Genomic DNA, 25,019 nt, shown 5'->3' with positions numbered 1-25,019 from the left:
CCATTTTGAGGACATGAACGCGGCGCATTATCAGTGACTTTCGCGGCGCGGGCAAAGTGAAATATAGATTTTTTTGATTTGCCTCCTGTATGAATTTCGCTCAAAAAATAATTATCTTATATAATTCAGGCAAATACTTCCCCTAAGTAATATTGCTGCTGGTGCGGCCACTGAGGAATCTTTACAATTCACGCCCATTTTTTCTAAGAGGAGCGCAACGTGGAAAGGTTTGATGCCATTATTATAGGCGCTGGTGCGGCGGGTATGTTCTGTTCTGCGCTGGCAGGTCAGGCAGGACGCCGGGTTCTGCTGATCGATAATGGTAAAAAACCAGGGCGAAAAATCCTCATGTCTGGCGGTGGGCGCTGCAACTTTACCAACCTTTATGTCGAACCAGGCGCTTATCTGAGCCAGAATCCGCATTTTTGTAAGTCTGCGCTCGCGCGTTTTACCCAGTGGGATTTCATTGATCTGGTCAATAAACACGGCATCGCCTGGCACGAGAAAACGTTAGGGCAACTCTTCTGTGATGACTCCGCTCAGCAGATTGTCGACATGCTGGTGGATGAGTGCGAGAAGGGCAATGTGACCTTCAGATTACGTAGCGAAGTGTTGAGCGTGACGAAGGATGACGCGGGATTCACGCTTGAACTGAACGGCATGACCGTAGGTTGCGATAAACTGGTCATCGCGACCGGAGGCCTCTCGATGCCGGGTCTGGGCGCGTCGCCATTTGGTTATAAGATTGCCGAACAATTCGGGCTGAACGTGTTGCCGACGCGCGCAGGCCTGGTGCCATTCACCCTGCATAAACCGTTGCTGGAAGAGTTACAGGTGCTGGCAGGCGTGGCGGTGCCTTCAGTGATCACCGCTGAAAACGGCACCGTGTTCCGTGAGAACTTACTCTTCACCCACCGCGGCTTGTCTGGCCCTGCGGTATTGCAGATATCCAGCTACTGGCAACCGGGTGAATTTGTCAGCATCAATCTGCTACCGGATGTCGATCTGGAAGCCTTTCTTAATGAACAGCGTAACGCGCATCCGAATCAGAGCCTGAAAAACACGCTGGCGGTTCATCTGCCGAAACGGTTGGTTGAACGGTTACAACAACTCGGGCAGATCCCGGACGTCTCGTTAAAACAGCTCAACGTGCGTGACCAACAGGCGCTCATTGCCACATTGACCGACTGGCGCGTACAACCTAACGGCACTGAAGGCTATCGCACCGCCGAAGTGACGCTCGGCGGCGTGGACACCAATGAACTCTCATCACGGACGATGGAAGCGCGTAAAGTTCCGGGCTTGTACTTTATCGGTGAAGTGATGGACGTTACCGGCTGGCTGGGGGGCGTATAACTTCCAGTGGGCGTGGTCCAGTGCGTGGGCCTGTGCGCAGGATTTGGCCTCAGAATAACGCTTGCGTTACATATCCCATAACCACTGCCATTCCTAAAATTACCATCAGAAAGGCAATAATCATCGGCGTGCGAAACATCGATTTCAGCAAAATAACTTCTGTTAAGCTGGCACCCGCGCTACCGATGATGAGTGCCATTACAGCTCCCATCCCCATGCCTTTGGTCATTAATACCGAGGCGAGGGGAATGACGGCTTCTGCACGTATATAGAGCGGGATACCTATAACCGCGCTCAGGGGGATGGCCAGTGGATTATCCGTTCCGGCATGTGCTGCAATCCATTGTGCTGGAATAAAGCCGTAAATAAATGAGCCAATTAGCACCCCAATTAACAGATAGGGCAGCACTTCTTTAAATTGCAGCCATGCATCCTTTATTGCCTGAGTCGGCAGGCTGGGGGGAGCCGTTTTGGCAGCACTACAGCAATTAACAGCAGGTTTTGCGGTACAGCAAGATGTGGTTTGCGGTGTAAACGTCACGGAGCGCAAGTTAATAACGGGTTTATCGGACACTGGTTTGCAGCAGCTCGCGTTGCTCCCCTTTGCCGGTATGACATATCGTTCGAAGCCAACAAAATCCAGTAACAAACTGGCGGCCAGCGAAACGCCGCACGCAATAACGGCGTACAGCAACGTGACCTTCCAGCCAAATGTTGCCCACATTAGCCCGACGATAATCGGGTTGAGTAATGGTGAAACAAATAAAAAGGTGAGCGTTGGACCAAATCCCGCTTTTGCAGAAAGAAGGCCGCGAAGCATGGGAATGGTTGAGCAACTGCAAAACGGAGTCACTGCACCTAACATTGCTGCCAGCAAATAACCGCGCCCTTTACGCGCACCCATCATTTTCTGGATCTTATGATCCGGGATTTTCTGACGGATTACGCTAACACCAGCACTGATAAGAAGAAAAAGTAACGATAGCTCTACGGCTAAGAACAGGAACATCCCGGCGGCGTCGCGCAGCCTGGTAACCATTCAAACATTTTATACCCTCGCTAAAACTATATTTCTAAAATTATCGAAATAACGAGCGGTGAGCAAGATATTTCTGGTATTATCGAAATATCAATTAGCCGGAGAAACTACTTATGGAACTGGAAGATGTCGCTAAGGCACTGAAAGAATTAGGTCATCCGACCCGTTTGTTTATTTTTCGTCATCTGGTCAAAGCGGGAGAACGCGGGATGCCGGTAGGCGAGTTACAGAAGGAACTTGCGATCCCCGCATCGACCTTGAGCCACCATATCTCGGCGCTGGTCTCCGTTGGTCTGGTTAAGCAAAACCGCGAAAGTCGCACGTTGATGTGTGTCTCGCAATATGATGTTCTGGAAGGGATTATTAGCTTTCTGCGTGAAGAGTGCTGCGTGAATAACGGGAAGTATTAATATTCGCCGGGCTGTAGCATAACCACAATCCGGCGAGAGTCATTATTTTTTCGCAGACCCCGCTTCTAATATAGAAACGATGGAAAACAGTGTAAAACACACTGCACCTAAGCCAACCAAAACTCGCGAAGGAATAAAATAAGCCATATCGGTTTGCGCAATTTCAGCAAGGAACGCTGCAAGGAACAGGCAAAACAGACAGGTAAATACCGGAATCATGGGTATTCTGTTGGCTAACGAACAGGTGCGTCGCCATACCAGCGCCAACAGCCACACTTTGGAGAAAATACTGTAGCAGATCATTCCCAGACAAATAAGAATAATGCCGGGTGCCAGTCTGGCACTTGCATCTGAACTGACTAAAACGTAGATCCCCTGAATAACCGTCAGTGATCCAAGTAAAATAACCCAATAGCACCACAGCCAATGCTCTTTCACTGAGAACGTATTCCGCGTTTGATGGACAATAGTGGCGACAAGGCCGATAAGACAAGCGCAAATTGCCGTTAACCCCAGCAGTACGTGACCAGCAACATAATGTGGTGTGATATTTGCACTACGTAACAGCGCGACTGACCAAATGAAACCAAAGAGAGTAAGCAGAATGGGAACGGCAATTAAGCCATTACCGATTGTTGAAGAATAAGCCTGCAACGGCGTACCATCACTCTTACTGCCCGAGGCATTTTTGGGAATTAGCAGAAAAATGCCCGGAAGACGCCGCCACGGTTGATACGCAGGCGGCAATCATCCCAACACCGAAAATAACATGCCCGGCAACAAATTCATCGGCCATGACATTATCGCTTGCCAACAGTGACCATCCCCAAATCATAGTTATTGCAGAACCGGCATAACCAATAACAGGAAATAATGTGTTGTAGAATTTATTCACGCCGTGGGTTAACTGAGAGATAATAATAAATGCGGTAGTGAATAACGCCAGACAGATTGCAGAAAGCGAAATAAGTACATGCCCCGCCACAAAATACTCACTTTGCCCGGAACCTGCTAATACAAAATCACCCAATGCAATACATATTATCCCCATAATTAAAGGGATTAATTTAAATAGCCATCCGATATATATGTTCATCTCAATCTCCATATGCGTTGCCGCTAATGTCAGAAAGCGTGTAAGTAGTATTTTTAGTTAGTTAAATATAACAATGAGATACCACTAATTGTAAAAAGTAACTTTACTATAGCCGGATTTATTGTTCTGAGTATCGATTTTTAGAAGCAAGTTAATGCTGGTAAATAAATATTTATCCTACGGCTAATTCTGAATTAATATCTTTTTCTTATTTTTCATCGTTGCTTAAAACGCTTTTTTTCTCATCTGCCCTCTTTTTGCAAAAATACCTTATTACCTTTCGTTAAGATATTTGTATACAAGATAATAATAACACTGCGTGATAGTCACCTTTCCTGTTTAAGACTATTTTGGGTTAAAAAACGCTATCGAATAGAAGAACATCGCGATGTATCACAAGCTGATGGTAATCAAATAGACAACATGAATATAAATGTTAGTATTTAATTGATTTCACTTATGAGTATGCGTGTTTCATTTACGGCCAGGAATGCTGATGATGACAACATTACTACCCGTTTTCACTAAGCCTTCCCCGTTGGCGCTCAGTTTGCTGCGCCCTGGCCGCCTTTGCCGTTTCCTTCTTATCCCGGATGGAATAATTCGCTGAACGTCGTTCGGTGGCAGTTGTAACACGCGTCGATTGCTTACAGGGATTATGGCGGGTCGATTATGGATAATATTAAGCGCCATCTGGCGTGGTGGGTTGTCGGGTTACTGGCGGTGGCTGCTATCGTGGCGTGGTGGCTGTTGCGCCCGGCAGGTGTGCCGGAAGGCTTTGCCGTCAGCAATGGGCGCATTGAAGCGACGGAAGTGGATATCGCCAGCAAAATTGCCGGGCGTATCGACACCATTCTGGTGAAAGAAGGCCAGTTTGTTCGCGAAGGTGAAGTGCTGGCGAAGATGGATACTCGCGTGTTGCAGGAGCAACGGCTGGAGGCCATCGCGCAAATCAAAGAGGCGCAAAGCGCCGTTGCCGCCGCGCAGGCTTTGCTGGAACAGCGGCAAAGTGAAACTCGCGCCGCTCAGTCGCTGGTTAATCAACGGCAAGCTGAACTGGACTCCGTAGCCAAACGTCATACCCGTTCCCGCTCGCTCGCCCATCGTGGGGCTATTTCTGCGCAACAGTTGGATGACGACCGCGCCGCTGCCGAAGGTGCCCGTGCTGCGCTGGAATCGGCAAAAGCCCAGGTTTCGGCTTCTAAAGCCGCTATAGAGGCGGCGCGCACCAATATCATTCAGGCGCAAACGCGCGTCGAAGCGGCACAAGCCACTGAACGGCGCATTGCCGCAGATATCGATGACAGCGAACTGAAAGCCCCGCGTGACGGACGCGTGCAGTATCGGGTTGCCGAGCCAGGCGAAGTGCTGGCGGCAGGCGGTCGGGTGCTGAATATGGTCGATCTCAGCGACGTCTATATGACCTTCTTCCTGCCAACCGAACAAGCGGGCACGCTGAAACTGGGTGGTGAAGCCCGGCTGATCCTCGATGCCGCGCCAGATTTGCGTATTCCGGCAACCATCAGTTTTGTCGCCAGTGTTGCCCAGTTCACGCCAAAAACTGTCGAAACCAGCGATGAGCGGCTGAAACTGATGTTCCGTGTCAAAGCGCGTATCCCACCGGAATTACTCCAGCAGCATCTGGAATATGTCAAAACGGGCTTGCCGGGCGTGGCGTGGGTGCGGGTGAATGAAGAACTTCCGTGGCCTGACGACCTCGTGGTGAGGTTGCCGCAATGACGCATCTGGAACTGGTTCCCGTCCCGCCTGTCGCGCAACTGGTGGGCGTGAGCCAGCATTATGGAAAAACCGTTGCGCTGAACAATATCACTCTCGAGATTCCGGCCCGTTGCATGGTCGGGCTGATTGGCCCGGACGGCGTCGGTAAGTCGAGTTTATTGTCATTGATTTCCGGTGCTCGTGTCATTGAGCAGGGCAACGTGATGGTGCTGGGCGGCGATATGCGCGACCCGAAGCATCGCCGCGACGTTTGCCCGCGCATCGCCTGGATGCCGCAAGGGCTGGGCAAAAACCTCTACCACACCTTGTCGGTGTATGAAAACGTCGATTTTTTCGCCCGTCTGTTCGGTCACGACAAAGCGGAGCGGGAAGTCCGAATTAACGAGCTGCTGACCAGCACCGGGTTAGCACCATTTCGCGATCGTCCGGCAGGGAAACTCTCCGGCGGGATGAAGCAAAAACTTGGGCTGTGCTGCGCGTTAATCCACGACCCGGAACTGTTGATCCTTGATGAGCCAACAACGGGGGTTGACCCGCTCTCCCGCGCCCAGTTCTGGGATCTGATCGACAGTATTCGCCAGCGGCAGAGCAATATGAGTGTTCTGGTCGCCACCGCCTACATGGAAGAGGCGGAACGCTTCGACTGGCTGGTTGCGATGAATGCCGGAGAAGTGCTGGCAACCGGTAGCGCCGAAGAGCTGCGGCAGCAAACGCAAAGCGCCACGCTGGAAGAGGCGTTTATTAATCTGTTACCGCAAGCGCAACGCCAGGCGCATCAGGCGGTAGTGATCCCACCGTATCAACCTGAAAACGCAGAGATTGCCATCGAAGCGCGCGATCTGACCATGCGTTTTGGTTCCTTTGTCGCTGTTGATCACGTCAATTTCCGCATTCCACGCGGGGAGATTTTTGGCTTTCTCGGTTCGAACGGCTGCGGTAAATCCACCACCATGAAAATGCTTACCGGACTACTGCCCGCCAGCGAAGGTGAGGCGTGGCTGTTCGGGCAACCGGTTGATCCAAAAGATATCGATACTCGCCGTCGGGTGGGCTATATGTCGCAGGCGTTTTCGCTCTATAACGAACTCACCGTGCGGCAAAACCTTGAGTTACATGCCCGTTTGTTTCACATCCCGGAAGCGGAAATTCCCGCGCGAGTGGCTGAAATGAGCGAGCGTTTTAAGCTCAACGACGTTGAAGATGTTCTGCCGGAGTCATTGCCGCTCGGCATTCGCCAGCGGCTTTCGCTGGCGGTGGCGGTGATTCATCGCCCGGAAATGTTAATCCTCGATGAGCCTACTTCTGGCGTCGATCCGGTGGCAAGGGATATGTTCTGGCAGTTGATGGTCGATCTCTCGCGCCAGGACAAAGTGACCATTTTCATCTCCACCCACTTTATGAACGAAGCGGAACGTTGCGACCGCATCTCACTGATGCACGCCGGAAAAGTGCTCGCCAGCGGTACACCGCAGGAGCTGGTTGAGAAACGCGGAGCCGCCAGTCTGGAAGAGGCATTTATCGCCTATTTGCAGGAGGCGGCAGGGCAGAGCAACGAAGCCGAAGCGCCGCCCGTGGTACACGACACCACCCACGCGCCGCGTCAGGGATTTAGCCTGCGCCGTCTGTTTAGCTACAGCCGCCGCGAAGCACTGGAACTGCGCCGCGATCCGGTACGTTCGACGCTGGCGTTGATGGGAACGGTGATCCTGATGCTGATAATGGGTTACGGCATCAGTATGGATGTGGAAAACCTGCGCTTTGCGGTGCTCGACCGCGACCAGACCGTCAGTAGCCAGGCGTGGACGCTCAATCTCTCCGGTTCTCGTTACTTTATCGAACAGCCGCCGCTCACCAGTTATGACGAGCTTGATCGCCGGATGCGTGCGGGCGATATCACGGTGGCAATTGAGATCCCACCTAATTTCGGGCGCGATATCGCGCGTGGTACACCTGTGGAACTCGGCGTCTGGATCGACGGTGCGATGCCGAGCCGTGCCGAAACGGTAAAAGGTTACGTGCAGGCCATGCACCAGAGCTGGCTACAGGATGTGGCGAGCCGACAATCGACGCCCGCCAGCCAAAGCGGGCTGATGAATATTGAGACGCGCTATCGCTATAACCCGGACGTAAAAAGCCTGCCAGCGATTGTTCCGGCGGTGATCCCGCTTCTGCTGATGATGATCCCGTCAATGCTAAGCGCCCTTAGCGTGGTGCGGGAAAAAGAGCTAGGGTCGATTATCAACCTTTACGTGACCCCCACCACCCGTAGCGAATTTTTACTTGGTAAACAGTTGCCATACATCGCGCTGGGGATGCTGAACTTTTTCTTGCTCTGCGGCCTGTCGGTGTTTGTGTTTGGTGTACCGCATAAAGGCAGTTTCCTGACGCTCACCCTGGCGGCGCTGCTGTATATCATCATCGCCACCGGAATGGGGCTGCTGATCTCCACCTTTATGAAAAGCCAGATTGCCGCCATTTTCGGAACGGCGATTATCACGTTGATCCCGGCGACACAGTTTTCCGGGATGATCGATCCGGTAGCTTCGCTGGAAGGGCCTGGACGTTGGATCGGCGAGGTTTACCCGACCAGTCATTTTCTGACTATCGCCCGCGGGACGTTCTCAAAAGCGCTTGATCTGACTGATTTGTGGCAACTTTTTATCCCGTTGCTGATAGCCATCCCGCTGGTGATGGGCTTAAGCATCCTGCTGCTGAAAAAACAGGAGGGATGATGCGCCATTTACGCAATATTTTTAATCTGGGTATCAAAGAGTTGCGCAGTCTGCTCGGTGATAAAGCGATGCTGACGCTGATTGTTTTCTCGTTTACGGTGTCGGTGTATTCGTCAGCGACCGTCACACCAGGATCGTTGAACCTCGCGCCGATCGCTATTGCCGATATGGATCAATCGCAGTTGTCGAACCGGATCGTTAACAGCTTCTATCGCCCGTGGTTTTTGCCACCGGAGATGATCACCGCCGATGAGATGGATGCCGGACTGGACGCCGGACGCTATACCTTCGCGATAAATATTCCGCCTAATTTTCAGCGTGATGTCCTCGCCGGACGCCAGCCGGATATTCAGGTGAACGTCGATGCCACGCGCATGAGCCAGGCATTTACCGGCAATGGGTATATCCAGAATATTATCAATGGTGAAGTGAACAGCTTTGTTGCGCGCTACCGTGATAACAGCGAACCGTTGGTATCACTGGAAACCCGGATGCGCTTTAACCCGAACCTCGATCCCGCGTGGTTTGGCGGGGTGATGGCGATCATCAACAACATTACCATGCTGGCGATTGTGCTGACCGGATCGGCGCTGATCCGCGAGCGTGAACACGGCACGGTGGAACATTTACTGGTGATGCCGATAACGCCGTTTGAGATCATGATGGCAAAGGTCTGGTCGATGGGGCTGGTGGTGCTGGTGGTATCGGGATTATCGCTGGTGCTGATGGTGAAAGGCGTGCTGGGCGTACCGATTGAAGGCTCGATCCCGCTGTTTATGCTGGGCGTGGCGCTCAGTCTGTTTGCCACCACGTCAATCGGCATTTTTATGGGGACGATAGCGCGTTCAATGCCGCAACTGGGGCTGCTGGTGATTCTGGTGCTGCTACCGTTGCAAATGCTTTCCGGTGGATCCACGCCGCGCGAAAGTATGCCGCAGATGGTGCAGGACATTATGCTGACCATGCCGACGACACACTTTGTTAGCCTCGCGCAAGCCATTCTCTACCGTGGTGCCGGATTCGAAATCGTCTGGCCGCAGTTCCTGACGCTGATGGCAATTGGCGGCGTGTTTTTCACCATCGCGCTGCTGCGATTCAGGAAGACGATTGGGACAATGGCGTAATTACAATTGCCCGATGCGTAAGCTTATAGGGTCTACGCATCGGTGCAATTTATTGATTTTTTTGTGGTTTTGTAGGCCGGATAAGGCGTTTACGCCGCATCCGGCGAAGATTTACTTAACCAACCGATGCCCCTCATTCATCATCAGGATTTTGCTATACACATCTTCCTCGACGGCGTTTTTTTGCTGATGCCATCACTCGTGCCAGATTCGCTTCGTTGTGATTATTCACATACGCTTTGCCGACGGCGGTGATAAACGCTTTGCGCAGATCGCTGGCGATATTTACTTTAGCGACGCGATAATTAACAAAGCTGCGTAATATTTCCGGGGCGATACCGGAGCCGCCGTGAATAACCAGTGGCACCGGGCAGACTTCGGCAATGCGCTTCAGCAGGGGGATATCGATACGCGGTATATCGTCCAGACCATGAACGTTACCAATAGAAACTGCCAGCATGTCGCAACCGGTGCGCTCGACAAAGGTCTTCACCTTTTCCGGTTCCGTTTTGCAATCGGCTTCGCTGACGTGATCGTCTTCTTTGCCGAGAATCGCCCCCAGCTCCGCTTCAACCGGTACGCCATAGGATTTACAGAAATCGACAGCTTCCTGAGTGAAAGCGATATTCTCTTCAAAAGAGAATGCGGCACCGTCAATCATGACCGAGGTAAAGCCCGCGCGCACCGCCTGTTTAACATCCTCCTGGGTTTTCCCGTGATCCAGATGAAGACTGACCGGAACATCCATTTTATCGGCGTGACGTTTCACGATTTCATAAATGTAATCGTATCCCGAGAGTTGTGCATTGGTGGGTGCAATCTGAATGAAGTTGGGTAATCCCGAACGCTCAATAGCGTTTAAAATTGAAATTGTCGTCTCCAGATTGGTGGTATTAAATGCGCCCGCTAATACCCGTTTTTCCTGAATTCGGTCGAGCAGTATCCGTCCATTAACTAATGGCATATTGAAAACCTCATCTTTTAATATCAGTTAATTATTCAGCTTCACCGAAGCGGTCACGAAATAAGGCGGTGAGAGTCTGTATTGCCTCATTTTCATCATCGCCTTCGCAGCGTATTTCCACCGTTTTGCCGCCTTTTATTCCGGCGCGCATAATATTCATCATGCTGGTGGCATTAATATCATTACCCTCATAATGCAGCGTCACTTTACAGCTATACTTTTTGGCGGCTTTCGCCAGACAAGCCGCCGGACGTGCATGCAGGCCAGTACTGTTTCTGACCTCCACGGTTTTACTCAACATAGTGCTCCTCCCGATGATGTAATGGCATCACGCCTTCTTGCTGTAATTTCAACTGATACCAGCTTTTCCACTTGTGCTGATAACGCTGTAATTGATGATATCTCGCCCGATTCGGTAACAAACGTTGGGCTATGGTGACTTGCGGCGGTGGAATATCCGGTGCGGCGGTTAATAATGCTCCGACAGAAACCGCCTCGTTAAATGCAATTGCTTCAACCGGACGCTGTAAAATATCCGCCTTTAATTGCAGCCAAAGAGGATTATGGGTTGCCGGACCGATCACTTTTAACGCGCTGGTGCCAGGCACATTAAAACAGGCGAAGCAGTTGGCAAATTCCATGGTTAATCCCAGTGAGACGCTGGCAATTAACATGTCGATATTTAACGTATCGCCAAGCCCATAAAATAATCCACGGGTATGGCGATTTTTATAGGGCGAACCCGAACCGCGAAGATGTGGAATAAAGACGGGAATGTCATCGAGCAACCAATTCCCCGCCAGATAATCCGCATGTCCGCGAGTGAGTGACGCGGCGATCTCCACATCGGTTAGCCGGAACGTGTTACGCAGCCACTCCAGCGCGAAACCGCCCACGGGCAGAGACGCAAACAGGGTGAACTGGTTGGCAAGTGAATAACAGCCGTTTGCCAGCTTGTCACGTTTGGCCTGTTCATCCAGCGTCGGTTGTGTATCCAGTTGCAGAATGCCTTCCGTGGTCCCCGTCGAGTTAAGGATATCGCCCGGCATCATCTGTAACGCTCGCGCCCCCACCATATGGTCATGTCCGGCCAGCGTCACGCTGACCGGTTGCGAGAACCCAAGCGTTTTGCAGAGCGACTCGCTGACCCATCCGGCGTGCTCGCCTGGTTGTACTAATGGCGCAAATGCTGAACAGGGAACGTGTAACAACGCCGCCGCTTTCGCTGACCATTCGCCTTTGCGCACGTCCAGACACAGCGTACGGCTGGCTAAGGTGATATCCGTACGCTGTTCGCCAGTCAGCCGCCAGAGCAGCACTTCCGGCGCATGAAGCCAGCGCAGGCCGCGACGATTGCGCAGCGGATAATGCTCCAGCAACCAACGCATTTTGAAGGCAGAGTAATTGCTGTGCAGCGGTAACCCGCAAATGTCATAAAGCGCCGCACTGTCTGCCTCGCTAAGCGTTGCCAGATACTCTTCACCGCGACGGTCATACCAGGCCAGCATTGGCGTCAGGATCTCGCCGTGCTCGTCAAGGAACACGCCTGACTCGCCAAAACTGGCAATGCTGATCCGTCTGACTGGCAGCGGTGAAGCGGCGTTCAGTTGCGCTATCGCCTGGCGGACCTCCTGCCAGAGGGCGTCGATATCGAAATCGACATCGCCCTGTGGGGAGATCTGTTTTGCCGTCACGAATTTATGCGCGCCCAACGTCGTTGCATCCAGGCAGGAAAAGCAGGTGACTTTGCAATTGGTGGTGCCAATATCGATAACGATAGCTGCGCTGTTATCAGGCATAAACCGTGCTCCGCGTCATTCGGAAAATGCCATACAGTACCAGGGCGATAACCGGCACCAGACCAATGGCGATGATATTGCCGTTGAAGATTTCCAGCAGCCAGAAGCGGAACGGGTTACCGCCATCAAGGAAACTGGAAACCTGGCCGCTGGAGCCTTCGGCAAATTTGAAATTAACGTCTTTCGCCATTCCGGTAATAAACGGCGCGATTTTGGTAGCAATCCACAGATCGGCAATAATCACCGGGATCGCCGCCAGAACGGTGCGGAAAATATTGCCACGGCTGGCTAAAGCAATCATCGACGCCATTACCGCCAGGTTGGCAAGGTCGCCAAGCGGCAGGACTTCATTACCCGGAAGGACAAACGCGATAAAGACCGAGATTGGCGTCAGCAGCAGGGCGGTGGAGATAATCGCCGGGTTACCCACAGCAACGGCGATATCCAGGCCGATATAGAGATCGTCACGGTCAGGGTATTTGGCATTGAGATACTTTTTAATGGCTTCAGACAGCGGTAATAAACCTTCCATCAGGATGCGTACCATGCGTGGCAGGATGAACATCACACCGCCAATGCTGATGCCAAGCAGCAATACTTTTTTGAAATCGTATCCGGCAATTACGCCGAGCAGAATGCCCAGAATAGTGCCAACCATCATCGGTTCGCCGAATATGCCAAACTTTTTCTGTACGGTTTCCGGATCGATATGAATACGATTGAGGCCAGGGATATGGTCGATGATTTTGTCGACCAGCAGACCGACCGGGAAGAACACCACCGAAGAGAGCGTCGGCAATGAGATCCCTTCCAGGCCAAAGTATTTTTGTACCAGTGGCGCAGACCAGTCGGCGAGTTTAAGTACTACCACCGCAGCAATCGCCGCTGCCAGCAAACCAAAGAACAGGCTGCCGGTGCTGTAATAAACCAGCGTACCGGCAAGGGCAAAATGCCAGTAGTTCCACATATCTACGTCAACGGTGCGGGTTTTATTTAACGCCAGCATCGCCACGTTAATCAGAATGGTCAGGGGAATAACAAACGGGGCAATTGGTGAACCCCATGTAATAGCGGAAAGTGGTGGCCAGCCTAAATCCACCACCGGTAAATTAATTCCGGTGCGTTCAACCATCGCCTGGGCCGCTGGCCCAACATTGCTGGTAAGAATATCAAAAATGGCATAAATACCGACAAAACCAATGCCGACCGTTAATGATGAGCGTAAGGCTTTAGCGGGTTTTACTTTAAAACAGAGAGCAAGAATAAATAACACCAGCGGTAACATTACCGTGGGGCCAAATCCCAATATATATTGCACAATATTATAGAGGGTATGCGCGATATCGTTCATAATAAACCTCTTTTTCAGGCGAGAGCGCACCTCGCGTTAGCGCCTGATGGAGTGTGTTGAAATTAATTATTATTAATTACTTTTTAAGGATCGAAACAATTTGCGCCAGTACTTTCTCTTCGCCAATACCGGTAATAATCGGCAAGCCGTTAACCACCGGGACATCGAGTTCATAAGGCACTTTAGTCGTTGAGACTACCAGTGCTACACCGTCGGTATTTCCAGGTAAAGAGGCAACGTTGGTTTGGGAATAATTGACGTTAAGACCTTGCTCTTTGCAATATTCCATGACTTTTTCTGTTACCGCCGTGGATGTGGCAATACCCGTGGCGCAGACAAATAAAATGGTTTGACTCATATTTCACCTCGTTCTTTCATTTTGTTTAAGATTACTGTGTGTATTTCTGTTGTTTCCATCGTAAGCAGGGCGCGCATAAAGGGCGTATCCTGAATCATCTCCATAATCCAGCCCAGGGCATTTAATTGTTTGTTGCTTTCGCTTAATGCGAGCAAAAAAATCACTCTTACAGGTACGGGGTCAGGGTCGCCGCCCATATCGGCAAATTCTACCGGCTCCGGCAAAATGCCGACGGCAATTGCATTGTGCCTGACATGTTTATGATCCGTGTGTGGAATGGCGACACACGGCGGTTCGGTAGGCAGCCCCGTTGGGTAAGTTGCCTCACGTTTCAGCACATGGTCGGCAAAATCAGAGACCACCAGCTCGGCGGCAACCAACGGTTGCGCTAACTGACGGATGATCTGTTCAACACTTAACCCTGCCGGAAGTCGTTGAATATAATTTTCCTGAAACTGTATGCCTTGCATTTTATTCCTCTTAAAAAAGTGTACTTAACTCACTTCCCGACGTTGCAGCACGGTGCCAAGATAATATTTATTGCCTTTTAACCAGACATTGCCAAACTCAACGGGTAACCCTCGGGAGAAAAAGACTAACTGCTCCAGATGCAAAACGGGTGCATCTTCACTGATATCTAAAAAATGACCGCGTTCATTACCAATTAATCGCGCGGCATAGCGACTTTCCGAGTAACGAATTTTTCTTTGCGACAAACTTTCTATTGTTGGAAATAAATTGTGTTGATTAAAATCGATTTCCGCGATGCCGGGGCATAGCTCAATATTGATACGGTTCTCTATCAGCATTGCTTTTTCATCACCAATTGAACGTAAACGCTCAAGGTAAAGAATGTCCTGACCGGGCGTTATTCTTAATTTCTCTGCCACATAACGATTAGCCGGTTCAATCCGTGACGTAATAACTTCAGTAGTAAAATGTATTTTCTGGCTTTCCAGCGATTCCGCGAATGACAATAATCCTTCACCTAACGGATATGCCACGTTCTCTTTTTTGACAAATGTTCCCTTGCCCTGGACCTGAATCAACACGCCTTCTTTTACCAGTTGGGCGACCGCTTTTTTAACGGTTCCCCGACTCACTTCCAGCATATCCATAATCTGGTATTCCGAAGGAATGCGATCGTCTTCCACCAGATCCCCGGTATAAATACTTTCTCTTATCCACTCCACCACTTGTTGATAGAGCGGTATTTGTGACGACTTACTTAATGATTTCATGGCGCGCACCTGAACATTTACAGTTGTCTATGGACAATCATGGACAACTTCAAGCGTATAGTAGGTGAGCAGGCGAAAAAGAGGATCGAAGCGTCTCACATTTTGAGGGACCAAATCGTGATCAAAAAAATGTGACGTGAGTCGATATTTGGCAGGAATTTACTGCGCCGTCAGGAAATAACGGCGCGTTGGTAGGAGTTAATCTTCCTTCGGCAAGCACTGCAAATGCCCGTGCCGCACGCCGCGCTGGGCGATGACGTCATCGGCAAAATGCTGCACGTCGCCCATGTCACCTTTCAGCACGGCGATTTCCAGACAGTCGTCGTGATTAATGTGCACATGCAGCGTGGCAACCGAGAGATCGTGGTGGTGATGCTGCGTGGAGACAATACGGCTGGCTAAGTCGCGTTTTTTCGTGTTCATACACATACGACAGCACCGCGAAACCTTGTGTGCCGTGCTGCTGGGTAGCTTCCTGCGCCAGGGCGCTACGCAGAATATCGCGGATAGCCTCGGAACGGTTGTTATAACCACGACGCTGGCTCAGGCTGTCCAGCGTCTCCAGTAAATCGTCATCAAGCGTGATGGTGACTCGTTGCATTTGCGTTAAACCTTTTCTGTGGCGCGACGGCGCACGGGGAATGCGGGTAATACCGCGTTTTGTAGCACACGTCCGGCGTCAGAGGAAAAGGTTAATTTATCTCCCACCACTTGGGTTTCGACGATTTGTCCGTTGTCCATCACCATCACTCGCTGGCAAAAGCGTTCTACAAGACGTAAGTCGTGGGTGATGAACAGGCAGGCGGTGCCAAACTGTTGTTGCAGCTTTTTCAGCAGGCGAATGACGCCCGCCTGTAACACGAGGTCAAGGTTAGAAACCGCTTCATCCAGAATCAGCAGTTTCGGTTCGACCGCCAGCGCGCGAGCCAGGCAGACGCGCTGGAGCTGGCCGCCGCTTAACTGCGGTGGGCGCTTGTCGAGCACGCTGTCGTCGAGATCGACCGCCTTCAGCATTTCGCTGGCGCGCGCCAGTTGTTCGGATTTTTTCAGTGATAGCAGGTGGCGCATCGGTTCACGCAGGATCTCGCGCACGGTTTTGCGCGGATTCACGGCGCTGATGGAGTCCTGAAATACCATCTGAATATCGCGGCGGAACGCTTTACGTTGCGCGCGATTAAGTTTCGCCAACGGTTCGCCGCGCCAGCTAATATTCCCTTGTGAGGGCGATTCTAAGCCTACCAGCAGCCGCGCGAGAGTGCTTTTTCCGCAGCCGCTGCGCCCCAGCAGGGCGACGGTTTCACCGCTTTTCAGGGTCAGCGAAACGTTATTAAGCACCGCCTGATGCTGGTGCTTACCGCTAAATCCACCGTGCGCATAGTGATGGGAAAGGCCGGAGACGTTAAGTAAAGTCATGATGCCAGCTCCATACCGTAGAGGGCGAGATGCGCAGAAACCAGGCTGCGCGTCACTGCATGTTTGGGGGCGTTAAACAGCGTTTCGACATCGCCCTGTTCGACAATTTTACCGTGTGACATCACCGCCACGTCATCCGCCAGACGCGCCACAACGCCCATATCATGGGTGACCAGCAGCATTCCCGGTGCTTGTTTTTGCATAATGCTTTCCAGCAGATCGAGGATGCGCGCCTGCGCTACCACGTCGAGATCGGTGGTCGGTTCATCGGCGATGATAAACGGCGATTCACACAGCACCGCCATCGCAATCATCATACGCTGCAACATACCGCCGCTCATCTCGAACGGGTACAGCTTCAATACGCGCGCGGCGTTTTCCAGCCCCACCGCTTCTATGGCAGCGGTAAGCGTAGCGTCATCGGCGGGTTTCCCCAGCGCCAGGCAGGTTTCCCGCGCGTGGGTCTGCATGGTGTGTAGCGGATTAAAGGCGCTGCGCGGGTTCTGCATGATGGTGGCAATTTTGATGCCGCGCAGGGCGCAGGGAGAAACCGGTTTGCCATCGGCTAAAATTTCCCCCGCCGTCTGGCGAACGCCTGCGGGCAAAATGCCCAGCGTCGCGGCGCAGGTCAGTGATTTCCCGCTGCCGCTACCGCCGACTAACGCCAGCACACGCCCGCGTTTAAGGGTTAACGATACGCCGTGCACCAGCGGTTGCGCGGCCTGTAGCGCGATATTACGTAGTTCAATCTGTTGCGGCATTAGTGTGCGTGCTCCGTCACCAGATGAGGGTCCAGATGATCGCGCAGTGCGTCACCCACCAGGTTAAAGGCCATCACGCTGATAAACAGCGCCAGCCCCGGCCAGAACATTTGCAGCGGCTGGGTCCAGATATACTGGCGCGCGTCGTTAATCATCACGCCCCATTCGGCGGTCGGCGCGGTCACACCGAGGCCAAGGAAAGACATCCCCGCGACGTGCAGCATCATATGGCCGATATCCAGCGTTGCCAGCACCAGCAGCGAGGGGATCACCGCACCTGCCAGATGATCAACAAACACCCGCACATGGCCCGCGCCGGAAAGCCGTGATGCCAGCACAAACTCGCGCTGGCGCAGTGAAATCACAAGGCTGCGCACCATGCGCGCGTACCATGCCCAGTGCGACAGGGCGATGGCGATAATCACGTTGGTTAACCCGGTGCCGAGCACGCCGACCATAAAGAACGACAGAATCGAGGTCGGGAAGGTCATAAACATATCGGCGACGCGCATGGTGGCCTGATCAACGCGTCCGCCAATCAGTCCGGCGCTGCCGCCAATAACCAGCCCTAATGTCAGCACCAGCAGCAGACAGGCCATTACCGAACCGAGCGACACGCGGGTCGCTGCCATCAGCCGCGAGAAAATATCGCGCCCTAAGTGATCGGTGCCCAGCCAGTGCTGCGCATCCGGCGAGAGCAGGCGCGACGGCAGATCAATCGCCTGGGGGTCATACGGCAGCCACCACTGGCTGGTGAGCGCAATCAGCGCCAGCAGGGCGATAATTACCAGCGCCAGGCGTACCGACCAGCGGGAAGAGAGGAAAAATTTCACGCGTGCGCTCCTTCATGACGACGAATGCGCGGGTCCAGCGCGGCGTTGAGCAAATCGACAATCAAATTACAGACCACAAAAACCACCACCATCATCAGCGTAAAGCACTGGATCACCGGATAGTCACGGTTAAAAATCGCCGACACCGCATAGCGCCCGACGCCCGGCCAGGCAAAGATGTTTTCGATAATCATCGTCCCGCCGATCAGTTCGCCGATGTGCATCCCCACGGCAGTAATCATCGGCAGCGAGGCATTGCGCAGAATATGGCGACGTTCGGTCTGTTTGTCGTTCAGGCCGCGCAGCCGCGCCCAGGTGACGTGACGCTGACCGGCGACGTCCAGCATACTGGCGCGCAGCAGTCGCGCGTTAATCGCCAGCGACATAAAGGCAATGGAAACCGCAGGCAAAATGATGTGCTGCCAGCCGCCGTAACCCATCGCGGGTAGCCATTGCAGATACACCGAAAACGCCATTACCAGTAAAAACGCCAGCCAGAAGTTAGGCATCGACACGCCAAGAAACGCGATGAAACGTACGGCGAAATCCGGCAGACGGTCGCGATGGCGCGCCGCCCAGATACCGAGCGGCACGGAAGTGAGCAGAATTAATACCAGCGCGGCACCTGCCAGTTCCAGCGTGGCGGGCAGGAAGTTCAGCATATCGTCCAGCACCGGGCGTTGGCTGGCGAATGAGATACCAAAGTCGAGATGCAGCGCCTTCCACAACCAGGTACCGTACTGGACGTACAGCGGCTGATCCAGCCCCAGCATGGTGCGGGTAGAGGCCAGCATCTCCGGCGTCGGCGGCAGGTTAGACAGACGCAGATAATCGAGCGCCGGGTCGCCGGTGCCGAGGCGCAGCATCAGAAAAATGATCACCGAGGCGGCGAGCACCATCGGGATCAGCAGCAGAAAGCGGCGTAATACGTAACGCAACATTAAGGTTTCACCGGTTTAATCTGTTCGAACGGAATTTCGGTGGCGATCGGCGCGTAGGGGATGTTACCCAGCTCCGGTTTTGATACCACCATCATTGAGATGTAGCTGATCGGCAGATAAACCGCCTCGTCATGCAGACGGGTCAGAATGTCGCGATACAGCGCCTGACGTTGCGTTTCGTCATGGGTCGCCAGCACTTCGCCGATCTCTTTATCAATCAGCGGCTTGTCGGCTAATCCTTGCTGTGCCTGGAAGTCAGCATGCGACGGTACGCGCATTGAACTCAGGAAGGCGTGTGGATCGTATGGCGCGCCCCAGGTGCGGTGGAAAATCATGCCAAAACGACCGTCGCGCTGACGAGCATAGATACTGCTCTCTTCTTCGCCAATCAGCGAGACATCTGCGCCAATCTGGCGCATATCAGCCTGAATGATTTCCGCCATCGATTTACTTAACGCATCGGTGCCGATGAATGAAAGTTCAATGCGCAGCGGCTGACCATTTTTCTCGCGGATGTCTTTGCCCGCAGGCAGCGTCCAACCGGCTTTTTCCAGCAACGCTTTCGCTTTTTGCGGATCGTACTGGCGCGGTTTCAGGCCGAGGTTGGCGTAGGGCACAGAAGGGGCAAACAGGGTGTCGGCGACCTGCTGGGTGCCATACAACGCGTTATCAATCAGCGATTTTTTGTTCACCGCGTAATTAAGAGCTTCACGTACTGCCAGCTCGTTGGTGGGGGCTTTGGCGGTGTTGAGCGCCAGCATCACGGTTTCGATCGGCTGTGACAGTTGAGTGTGGTAAGCCGGGTTCTGGCTAAAGCGGGCGAAGGTATCGAGCGGTAATAACCCTTCGTTTCCGTACAGCAGGTCGATATCGCCAGTTTCAAACGCCACCGCGCGGGTAGTCGGGTCCGGGATGACGTTAAAGGTGATCTTTTTAATCGCTGGCTTTTCGCCCCAGTAGTTTTCGTTACGGACGAAGACATCGTACTGATTCAGTTTCGATTCCTGCAAAATCCACGGTCCGGTGCCAATCGGCGCTTTAATTCCGTTCATGGTTTCATGGTTTTTAAACTGCGAGGGGGCGATAAAACGGAAAGGACGGGGCAGGGCCAGTTCTTGCAGGAAAGGATAGTAGGCGCTTTTCAGGGTGATTTGCAGCTCGTTTTTACTGAGTGCTTTGACATCAACAATCTGGTTTGCCAGCTCCAGCCAGGCGTGACGTTGACGGTTATCGAGCACTGCGCGGAAGTTTTCTGCCGCTGCCTCGGCATCAAACGGTTCGCCGTTGGAGAATTTCACGTCATCACGCAGGGTGAAGGTCCAGGTTTTACCATCTTCTGAATGAGTCCAGCTTTTTGCCAGCCACGGGATCACCGAACCATCAGCCTGATATTTCACCAGCGGTTCATAAACCATGCTCTGGGCGAACATCTGGTTAGGCGTGTAAAGGTGCGGGTTTAGTGGCCCGACGTTCACCGGCCAGGCGGTGGTGATTTCATCTGGTGCGGCGGCATGGACGATAAAAGACGCACAAGCCAGCAGCGCAAATAGAGTGCGGCGGAGTGTGGAGAGCATGGTAACCCCAATGGATTAAAATAGATGGCGGAAATAAGTATGACGATTTTAAGTATTCGTCATACTGATTACCTGTTCTGGATCAATAGATGGACAGTCGGGTGGGCGGATCAGTTAACTGAATCGATCCATTGCACACTGTCGGCGGTGAGCGTAAAGGGGGTAGGGGTGCAGATTGCCAGGCTTAAATTGTCGAGCTGGCAATGGCTGACTGACAGCGAGGACTGATAGGTGCTGTCTACGCTGACGATTTGCCAGGCGCTGCCGCCACGCTGTTTAACGATGGCTTCTTTGCGCGTCCAGATGCGCCAGAACATTTCCAGCTGCTGATCAGGATGCACGGCGTCCATTTCAGCGTGTTCCCCGAGGCTGAACACGGCGTTCGCCAGCCAGCGCCAGTTGGCGCGCGGGCGAATCACTTCGATATCGCAGCCGACTTCGCCTTCATCGCTCAACAGCAGGGCGATATCGTCACCGCTATGGCTTAAGTTGAACCATAGCGGCGTTTCCGGCGCGAATGCAGGTTTGCCTTGTTCGCCATAGATGATCTCCGGTAGCGGGGAAAGCGTGTGCGAAAGCAATGCACGCCCCGCCAGCCAGCGTTCGCGTCGTGGACCTTGCGGTGCTTGCTCGCGTAAACCCGGTGGCAGTGGAGCTGCGCTTAAGGTCGAAACTTTCCCCAGAACTATCCGATACATATCAGGGCCAACGTTTAATGATGATGGATGTATTAATGCCGCCAAAGGCAAAGTTGTTACTCTGCAAAAACTCACAATCAACCTTGCGGGCTTCATGCATGATGTAATCCAGCGCGCCACAGTTCGGGTCTGGTTTATTCAGGTTTAGCGTAGGCGCAAACCAACCTTCACGCATCATTTGCAGACTCATCCAGGCTTCGAGCGCGCCACAGGCACCAAGCGTATGACCAAAATAACTTTTCAGCGAGGAGAGCGGCACATTATCACCGTAAATGGTTGCTGTCGCCAGACTTTCTGCCATATCACCACGATCGGTCGCCGTGCCATGCGCCGAAATATAGCCGATATCTTGTGCGCTTAACCCGGCGATTTTCAGCGATTGCTCCATACAATACTGCATGGTTTCGCGCTGCGGCTGGGTAATATGTGCCGCGTCGCAGTTAGTCGCAAAGCCGACGATTTCACCGTAAATGGTCGCGCCGCGCGCTTTGGCGTGCTCCAGTTCTTCGAGAATGAGCGTACCTGCGCCTTCACCAATCACCAGTCCGTCGCGGTTTTCATCGAACGGTGAAGGTGTGGTTTTCGGCGCATCATTGTGCTGGCTGGTGGCAAAAAGGGTATCAAACACCGCCGCTTCTGAAGGGCATAACTCTTCGGCACCACCGGCAACCATCACCGTTTGATAACCGTGGCGAATGGCTTCCCACGCATAACCGATCGCCTGGCTGCCGGAGGTACAGGCGCTGGAGGTTGGGATCACCCGCCCGCGCAGGCCGAAAAACAGCCCGGTGTTAACCGCGGTGGTGTGTGGCATCATCTGTACATAGGTGGTGCCGGTGATGTTATTGGTGTGCTTTTCCGTCAGCATGGTGGCGAACTCGCTCACCGGGCCGGTACTGCCGGTCGATGAACCGTACGCAATTCCCGTTTCGCCGCTGGTTAATATCGGATCGCCAATCAACCCTGCCTGCTCTAACGCCAGCTCGCTGGCACGGGTCGACATTTGCGACACGCGGCCCATCGCACGGATACGCTTGCGGGTGTAGTGCTCCGGTAGCGTGAAATCATCAACAGGCGCGCCAAGCAGGGTGTGCAGGCCGTCGTAAACCTGCCACTCCGGCATTTTGCGCACCGCATTTTCATACGCCAGCAGACGTGCAGAAACGTCCTGCCAGTTTTCACCAAAGGCAGTCACGCCGCCCATTCCTGTAATCACTACGCGACGTGTCATAACATCCCTCCGTTGATGGAAATAACCTGGCGGGTGACGTAACCCGCAATATCAGACATTAAATAGCTGGCAAGCCCGGCAACTTCTTCCGCCTGGCCCATGCGTTTCATGGGGATCATCGACATTGCCTCTTTCAGGGCGCTCTCTTCCATTTCGATCATCCCGGTATCAATAAGCCCCGGCGCGATGCAGTTGACGGTGATTTTGCGCTTCGCGAGTTCGATAGCCAGTGCTTTTGTTGCGCCGATAATTCCGGCTTTGGCAGCGCTGTAATTCACCTGGCCGCGATTGCCCATTACGCCGGAAACCGAGGACAGCGTGATGATGCGTCCACCCTGGCGTGCACCGATCATCGGCATAATGCACGGCTGAATGACGTTGTAGAAACTGTCGAGATTGGTGTGGATCACCGCATCCCAGTCGTCATCGCTTAAAGCCGGAAAAGCGGCATCGCGGGCGATCCCGGCGTTACTGACCACGCCGTACCAGGCACCGTGTTGCGCGATCTCATGCTCCAGCACTTCCCGACACTGTTCGCGGTTTGCGACGTCGAAACTGAGCAAACGCCCGTTACCCCCGTTGGCGACAATGGCATTCAGCGTTTCCTGAGCGCCTGTGGCGTCACGGTGATAGTGAACGCCAATGTTAAAGCCGTCTGCCGCAAGCTTGCGGGCGATGGCGCGACCAATGCCTTTGCTGGCACCGGTAACCAGAACTGAACGACTCATCAGGACGCTCCTTGTTGAAACAGGGTGGAAAGTTCTTCCGCGGTCGGCTGGAAGGTGTTAATGCGGCCCGTCGCCTCGCCATCGTTGATGCTGCACTCAAAACTGCCGAAGCGATCGTCTTGCATCAGCAGTTTGACGGTAATGGTCAGCGTCTGGCCTGCGGGCAGAATGCCAGCGGCGCAAAGCAATTCACGCGCGCCCAGTACCATCCCTAACTCAATACTGTTTTTGCCCTGCTGGTGGCGATGCCAGCCAGACCAGACGCCGACGGTTTGCGCCATCAGTTCAAGGGCAAACCAGCCAGGGAGATTGCCGTCCGGGTCGAGAAACGGTGCCAGTACGCCACTGGGCGAAACCGTTACGCGGCACACCGCGCTGTCATCGCTGACGCTCACCACGTCTTCCAGCAGTAACATGGGCGCGTCGTGGGGCAGATAAGCGCCGGGTGATAAATAGTGGCTCACGAAACCCTCCCGAGCAGAATGCTGGCGTTATTGCCGCCAAAAGCGAAGGAATTGGACAGGATCACCGGACGTGCCAGCGGCTGCGGTTTTTCGATAATGCCGCACGGTGGCAGCGTGGGATCGCGCGGCGACAGGCTGAAGTCCTGAGCGGGCAGCGGTAAATCACGCTGTAAGATCAACATGCTGATTGCCGCCTCGGTAATGCCCGCCGCGCCCAGCGTGTGTCCGGTCAAATGTTTGGTGGAGCTGCACGGTACGCGTTCGCCAAACAGGGCGTTAACCACCATTGATTCAATCTGGTCGTTGAGTTGTGTGGCGGTGCCGTGCAGGTTGATATAGCCGACGTCATCCGGCGTAAGCTGCGCATCGTTCAGCGCCTGATTAATAGCGCGGATCGCCCCTTCGCCCTGCGGATGCGGGGCCGAAATATGGTAAGCGTCACTCGATTCACCAACGCCCAGCAACGCGATGGGCTGCGGTTCACGGGTTAATAACATCAGTCCCGCCCCTTCGCCAATGGTGATACCCGCGCGGTCACGACCAAACGGCTGACATAAGGTTGGCGACAGCGATTCGAGGCTGTGAAAACCGTTAATTGGCATCCGGCTCAGGGTGTCTGCGCCACCCACAATGGCGGCATCGACCAGCCCCGCTTCGATAAGCCTGCGCCCGCTGATCATCGCTCTGGCGCTGGAAGAGCAAGCGGTTGAAAGGGTATAGGCCGGGCCGTCGAGCGCCAGCCAGTGGCTGAGAAAACGCGACGGATCGCCGAGTTCCTGTTGTGCATAGTGCCACGTGGTGCTCGGCTGTCCGTTGGTGCGCAGGTTAACGTGCGTGTCGCCCTCATGCAGGCCGGAGGTGCTGGTGCCAAGTACAATCGCGATGCGCTCGCGACCATATTTCGCTATAGCGTCATCAACCTGTGGCTGGATCTGCGCCAGCGCCGCCAGCAGGATCTGATTGTTGCGCGAGCGGTGCGCAGCGAATTTTTCGGGGATAAGCGGAAGCTCGCCATCCACGCCAGCCAGGACCGCCTGCGGATGCCCCTGCAACCAGCCTGCGCGCGGGCGCATTCCGGGAGCGACACCGCGAGTCAGGTTGGCTGCGATTTCGTCAAGGTTATTTCCCAGGGCGTTGATCATGCCGACGGCGGAAATATAAATCAT

General features: G+C 53.4%; 22 protein-coding genes and 4 pseudogenes. 6 read left to right on the top strand and 20 right to left on the bottom strand.

Annotated features, from left to right (window positions below; all coding sequences use genetic code 11):
- The first annotated feature begins 219 nt into the window (after positions 1-219).
- Positions 220-1,414: pseudogene (locus tag CRI63_RS10640) on the top strand (NAD(P)/FAD-dependent oxidoreductase).
- On the opposite strand, the gene CRI63_RS10635 reads toward CRI63_RS10640, so the two are convergent.
- Complete coding sequence (locus CRI63_RS10635; protein WP_135519481.1) at positions 1,406-2,395, bottom strand: permease; 990 nt, start codon at positions 2,393-2,395, stop codon at positions 1,406-1,408. The pseudogene CRI63_RS10640 and the gene CRI63_RS10635 overlap by 9 nt on opposite strands.
- A 113-nt stretch (positions 2,396-2,508) precedes the next feature.
- Here CRI63_RS10635 and CRI63_RS10630 point away from each other — a divergent pair, with 113 nt between their 5' ends.
- The gene (locus CRI63_RS10630) at positions 2,509-2,805 is read left to right on the top strand and encodes a metalloregulator ArsR/SmtB family transcription factor (RefSeq protein WP_000418114.1); all 297 of its coding nucleotides are present in this window, start codon (positions 2,509-2,511) and stop codon (positions 2,803-2,805) included.
- Positions 2,806-2,847: 42 nt separating this feature from the next.
- Here the strand turns inward: CRI63_RS10630 and CRI63_RS10625 are convergent.
- Positions 2,848-3,901, bottom strand: a pseudogene (locus tag CRI63_RS10625) (DUF2776 family protein).
- 496 nt (positions 3,902-4,397) lie between these two features.
- On the opposite strand from CRI63_RS10625, the gene CRI63_RS24375 reads away from it, so the two are divergent.
- The 4 genes from CRI63_RS24375 (at position 4,398) to CRI63_RS10610 (ending at position 9,497) form a co-directional block, all read left to right on the top strand.
- The gene (locus CRI63_RS24375; RefSeq protein ID WP_240782746.1) at positions 4,398-4,511 is read left to right on the top strand and encodes a hypothetical protein; all 114 of its coding nucleotides are present in this window, start codon (positions 4,398-4,400) and stop codon (positions 4,509-4,511) included.
- A 62-nt stretch (positions 4,512-4,573) separates the two neighbouring features.
- Positions 4,574-5,641 (top strand): HlyD family secretion protein, encoded by a 1,068-nt coding sequence (locus tag CRI63_RS10620; protein WP_135487101.1) that lies wholly within the window; start codon positions 4,574-4,576, stop codon positions 5,639-5,641.
- A complete protein-coding gene (gene rbbA / locus CRI63_RS10615; protein WP_135519479.1) occupies positions 5,638-8,373 on the top strand; it encodes a ribosome-associated ATPase/putative transporter RbbA in 2,736 nt (911 codons plus the stop codon). The genes CRI63_RS10620 and rbbA overlap by 4 nt, the downstream gene beginning before the upstream one ends.
- Positions 8,373-9,497 carry an ABC transporter permease gene (locus CRI63_RS10610; RefSeq protein ID WP_016262635.1) on the top strand — a complete coding sequence of 375 codons (1,125 nt, stop codon included), beginning with the start codon at positions 8,373-8,375 and terminating at the stop codon, positions 9,495-9,497. The genes rbbA and CRI63_RS10610 overlap by 1 nt, the downstream gene beginning before the upstream one ends.
- A gap of 111 nt (positions 9,498-9,608) precedes the next feature.
- Here CRI63_RS10610 and CRI63_RS10605 read toward each other — a convergent pair.
- The 18 genes and pseudogenes from CRI63_RS10605 to CRI63_RS10520 form a co-directional block, all read right to left on the bottom strand.
- A pseudogene (locus CRI63_RS10605) lies at positions 9,609-10,461 on the bottom strand (class II aldolase).
- 31 nt (positions 10,462-10,492) lie between these two features.
- Complete coding sequence (locus CRI63_RS10600) at positions 10,493-10,762, bottom strand: HPr family phosphocarrier protein (RefSeq protein ID WP_130217802.1); 270 nt, start codon at positions 10,760-10,762, stop codon at positions 10,493-10,495.
- Positions 10,752-12,260: an FGGY-family carbohydrate kinase gene (locus tag CRI63_RS10595; RefSeq protein WP_135519477.1), complete on the bottom strand. Its 1,509-nt coding sequence runs from the start codon at positions 12,258-12,260 to the stop codon at positions 10,752-10,754. The genes CRI63_RS10600 and CRI63_RS10595 overlap by 11 nt, the downstream gene beginning before the upstream one ends.
- Positions 12,253-13,611 carry a PTS galactitol transporter subunit IIC gene (locus tag CRI63_RS10590; RefSeq protein WP_001308116.1) on the bottom strand — a complete coding sequence of 453 codons (1,359 nt, stop codon included), beginning with the start codon at positions 13,609-13,611 and terminating at the stop codon, positions 12,253-12,255. The genes CRI63_RS10595 and CRI63_RS10590 overlap by 8 nt, the downstream gene beginning before the upstream one ends.
- A gap of 76 nt (positions 13,612-13,687) precedes the next feature.
- Positions 13,688-13,969 carry a PTS sugar transporter subunit IIB gene (locus CRI63_RS10585; RefSeq protein ID WP_000084025.1) on the bottom strand — a complete coding sequence of 94 codons (282 nt, stop codon included), beginning with the start codon at positions 13,967-13,969 and terminating at the stop codon, positions 13,688-13,690.
- A complete protein-coding gene (locus CRI63_RS10580; protein ID WP_135519475.1) occupies positions 13,966-14,439 on the bottom strand; it encodes a PTS sugar transporter subunit IIA in 474 nt (157 codons plus the stop codon). Before CRI63_RS10580 ends, CRI63_RS10585 begins: the two co-directional genes overlap by 4 nt.
- A 24-nt stretch (positions 14,440-14,463) precedes the next feature.
- On the bottom strand, positions 14,464-15,210 hold the full coding sequence (locus CRI63_RS10575) for a GntR family transcriptional regulator (protein ID WP_001308115.1): 747 nt from the start codon (positions 15,208-15,210) through the stop codon (positions 14,464-14,466).
- 198 nt (positions 15,211-15,408) lie between these two features.
- Positions 15,409-15,811 (bottom strand): annotated as a pseudogene (nikR, locus tag CRI63_RS10570) (nickel-responsive transcriptional regulator NikR).
- 5 nt (positions 15,812-15,816) lie between these two features.
- Entirely contained in the window at positions 15,817-16,623 is an 807-nt protein-coding gene (nikE, locus tag CRI63_RS10565; RefSeq protein ID WP_135519473.1) for a nickel import ATP-binding protein NikE, read from the bottom strand.
- Positions 16,620-17,384, bottom strand: a complete 765-nt coding sequence (gene nikD / locus CRI63_RS10560) for a nickel import ATP-binding protein NikD (RefSeq protein WP_135519471.1) — start codon at positions 17,382-17,384, stop codon at positions 16,620-16,622. Before nikD ends, nikE begins: the two co-directional genes overlap by 4 nt.
- Positions 17,384-18,217: a nickel ABC transporter permease subunit NikC gene (gene nikC, locus CRI63_RS10555; RefSeq protein WP_135519469.1), complete on the bottom strand. Its 834-nt coding sequence runs from the start codon at positions 18,215-18,217 to the stop codon at positions 17,384-17,386. The genes nikD and nikC overlap by 1 nt, the downstream gene beginning before the upstream one ends.
- Positions 18,214-19,158, bottom strand: a complete 945-nt coding sequence (gene nikB / locus CRI63_RS10550) for a nickel ABC transporter permease subunit NikB (protein WP_000947068.1) — start codon at positions 19,156-19,158, stop codon at positions 18,214-18,216. The genes nikC and nikB overlap by 4 nt, the downstream gene beginning before the upstream one ends.
- On the bottom strand, positions 19,158-20,732 hold the full coding sequence (nikA, locus tag CRI63_RS10545; protein ID WP_044866693.1) for a nickel ABC transporter substrate-binding protein: 1,575 nt from the start codon (positions 20,730-20,732) through the stop codon (positions 19,158-19,160). The genes nikB and nikA overlap by 1 nt, the downstream gene beginning before the upstream one ends.
- Before the next feature lie 110 nt (positions 20,733-20,842).
- Positions 20,843-21,430: a 4'-phosphopantetheinyl transferase AcpT gene (gene acpT / locus CRI63_RS10540; protein ID WP_130217788.1), complete on the bottom strand. Its 588-nt coding sequence runs from the start codon at positions 21,428-21,430 to the stop codon at positions 20,843-20,845.
- A 1-nt stretch (position 21,431) separates the two neighbouring features.
- Complete coding sequence (locus tag CRI63_RS10535) at positions 21,432-22,661, bottom strand: beta-ketoacyl-ACP synthase (RefSeq protein ID WP_000198472.1); 1,230 nt, start codon at positions 22,659-22,661, stop codon at positions 21,432-21,434.
- Complete coding sequence (locus tag CRI63_RS10530; protein WP_135519467.1) at positions 22,658-23,389, bottom strand: 3-ketoacyl-ACP reductase FabG2; 732 nt, start codon at positions 23,387-23,389, stop codon at positions 22,658-22,660. The genes CRI63_RS10535 and CRI63_RS10530 overlap by 4 nt, the downstream gene beginning before the upstream one ends.
- Positions 23,389-23,853, bottom strand: a complete 465-nt coding sequence (locus CRI63_RS10525) for a 3-hydroxy-fatty acyl-ACP dehydratase (RefSeq protein ID WP_135519465.1) — start codon at positions 23,851-23,853, stop codon at positions 23,389-23,391. Before CRI63_RS10525 ends, CRI63_RS10530 begins: the two co-directional genes overlap by 1 nt.
- Entirely contained in the window at positions 23,850-25,019 is a 1,170-nt protein-coding gene (locus CRI63_RS10520) for a beta-ketoacyl-[acyl-carrier-protein] synthase family protein (protein ID WP_135519463.1), read from the bottom strand. The genes CRI63_RS10525 and CRI63_RS10520 overlap by 4 nt, the downstream gene beginning before the upstream one ends.

Origin of the sequence: Escherichia sp. E2661 (genome assembly GCF_004745185.1) — a bacterium.
In the GTDB taxonomy this organism is placed as follows: domain Bacteria; phylum Pseudomonadota; class Gammaproteobacteria; order Enterobacterales; family Enterobacteriaceae; genus Escherichia.
The sequence above is the reverse complement of the archived record's forward strand: the minus strand, read 5'-3'. Positions and strand labels throughout refer to the sequence as shown.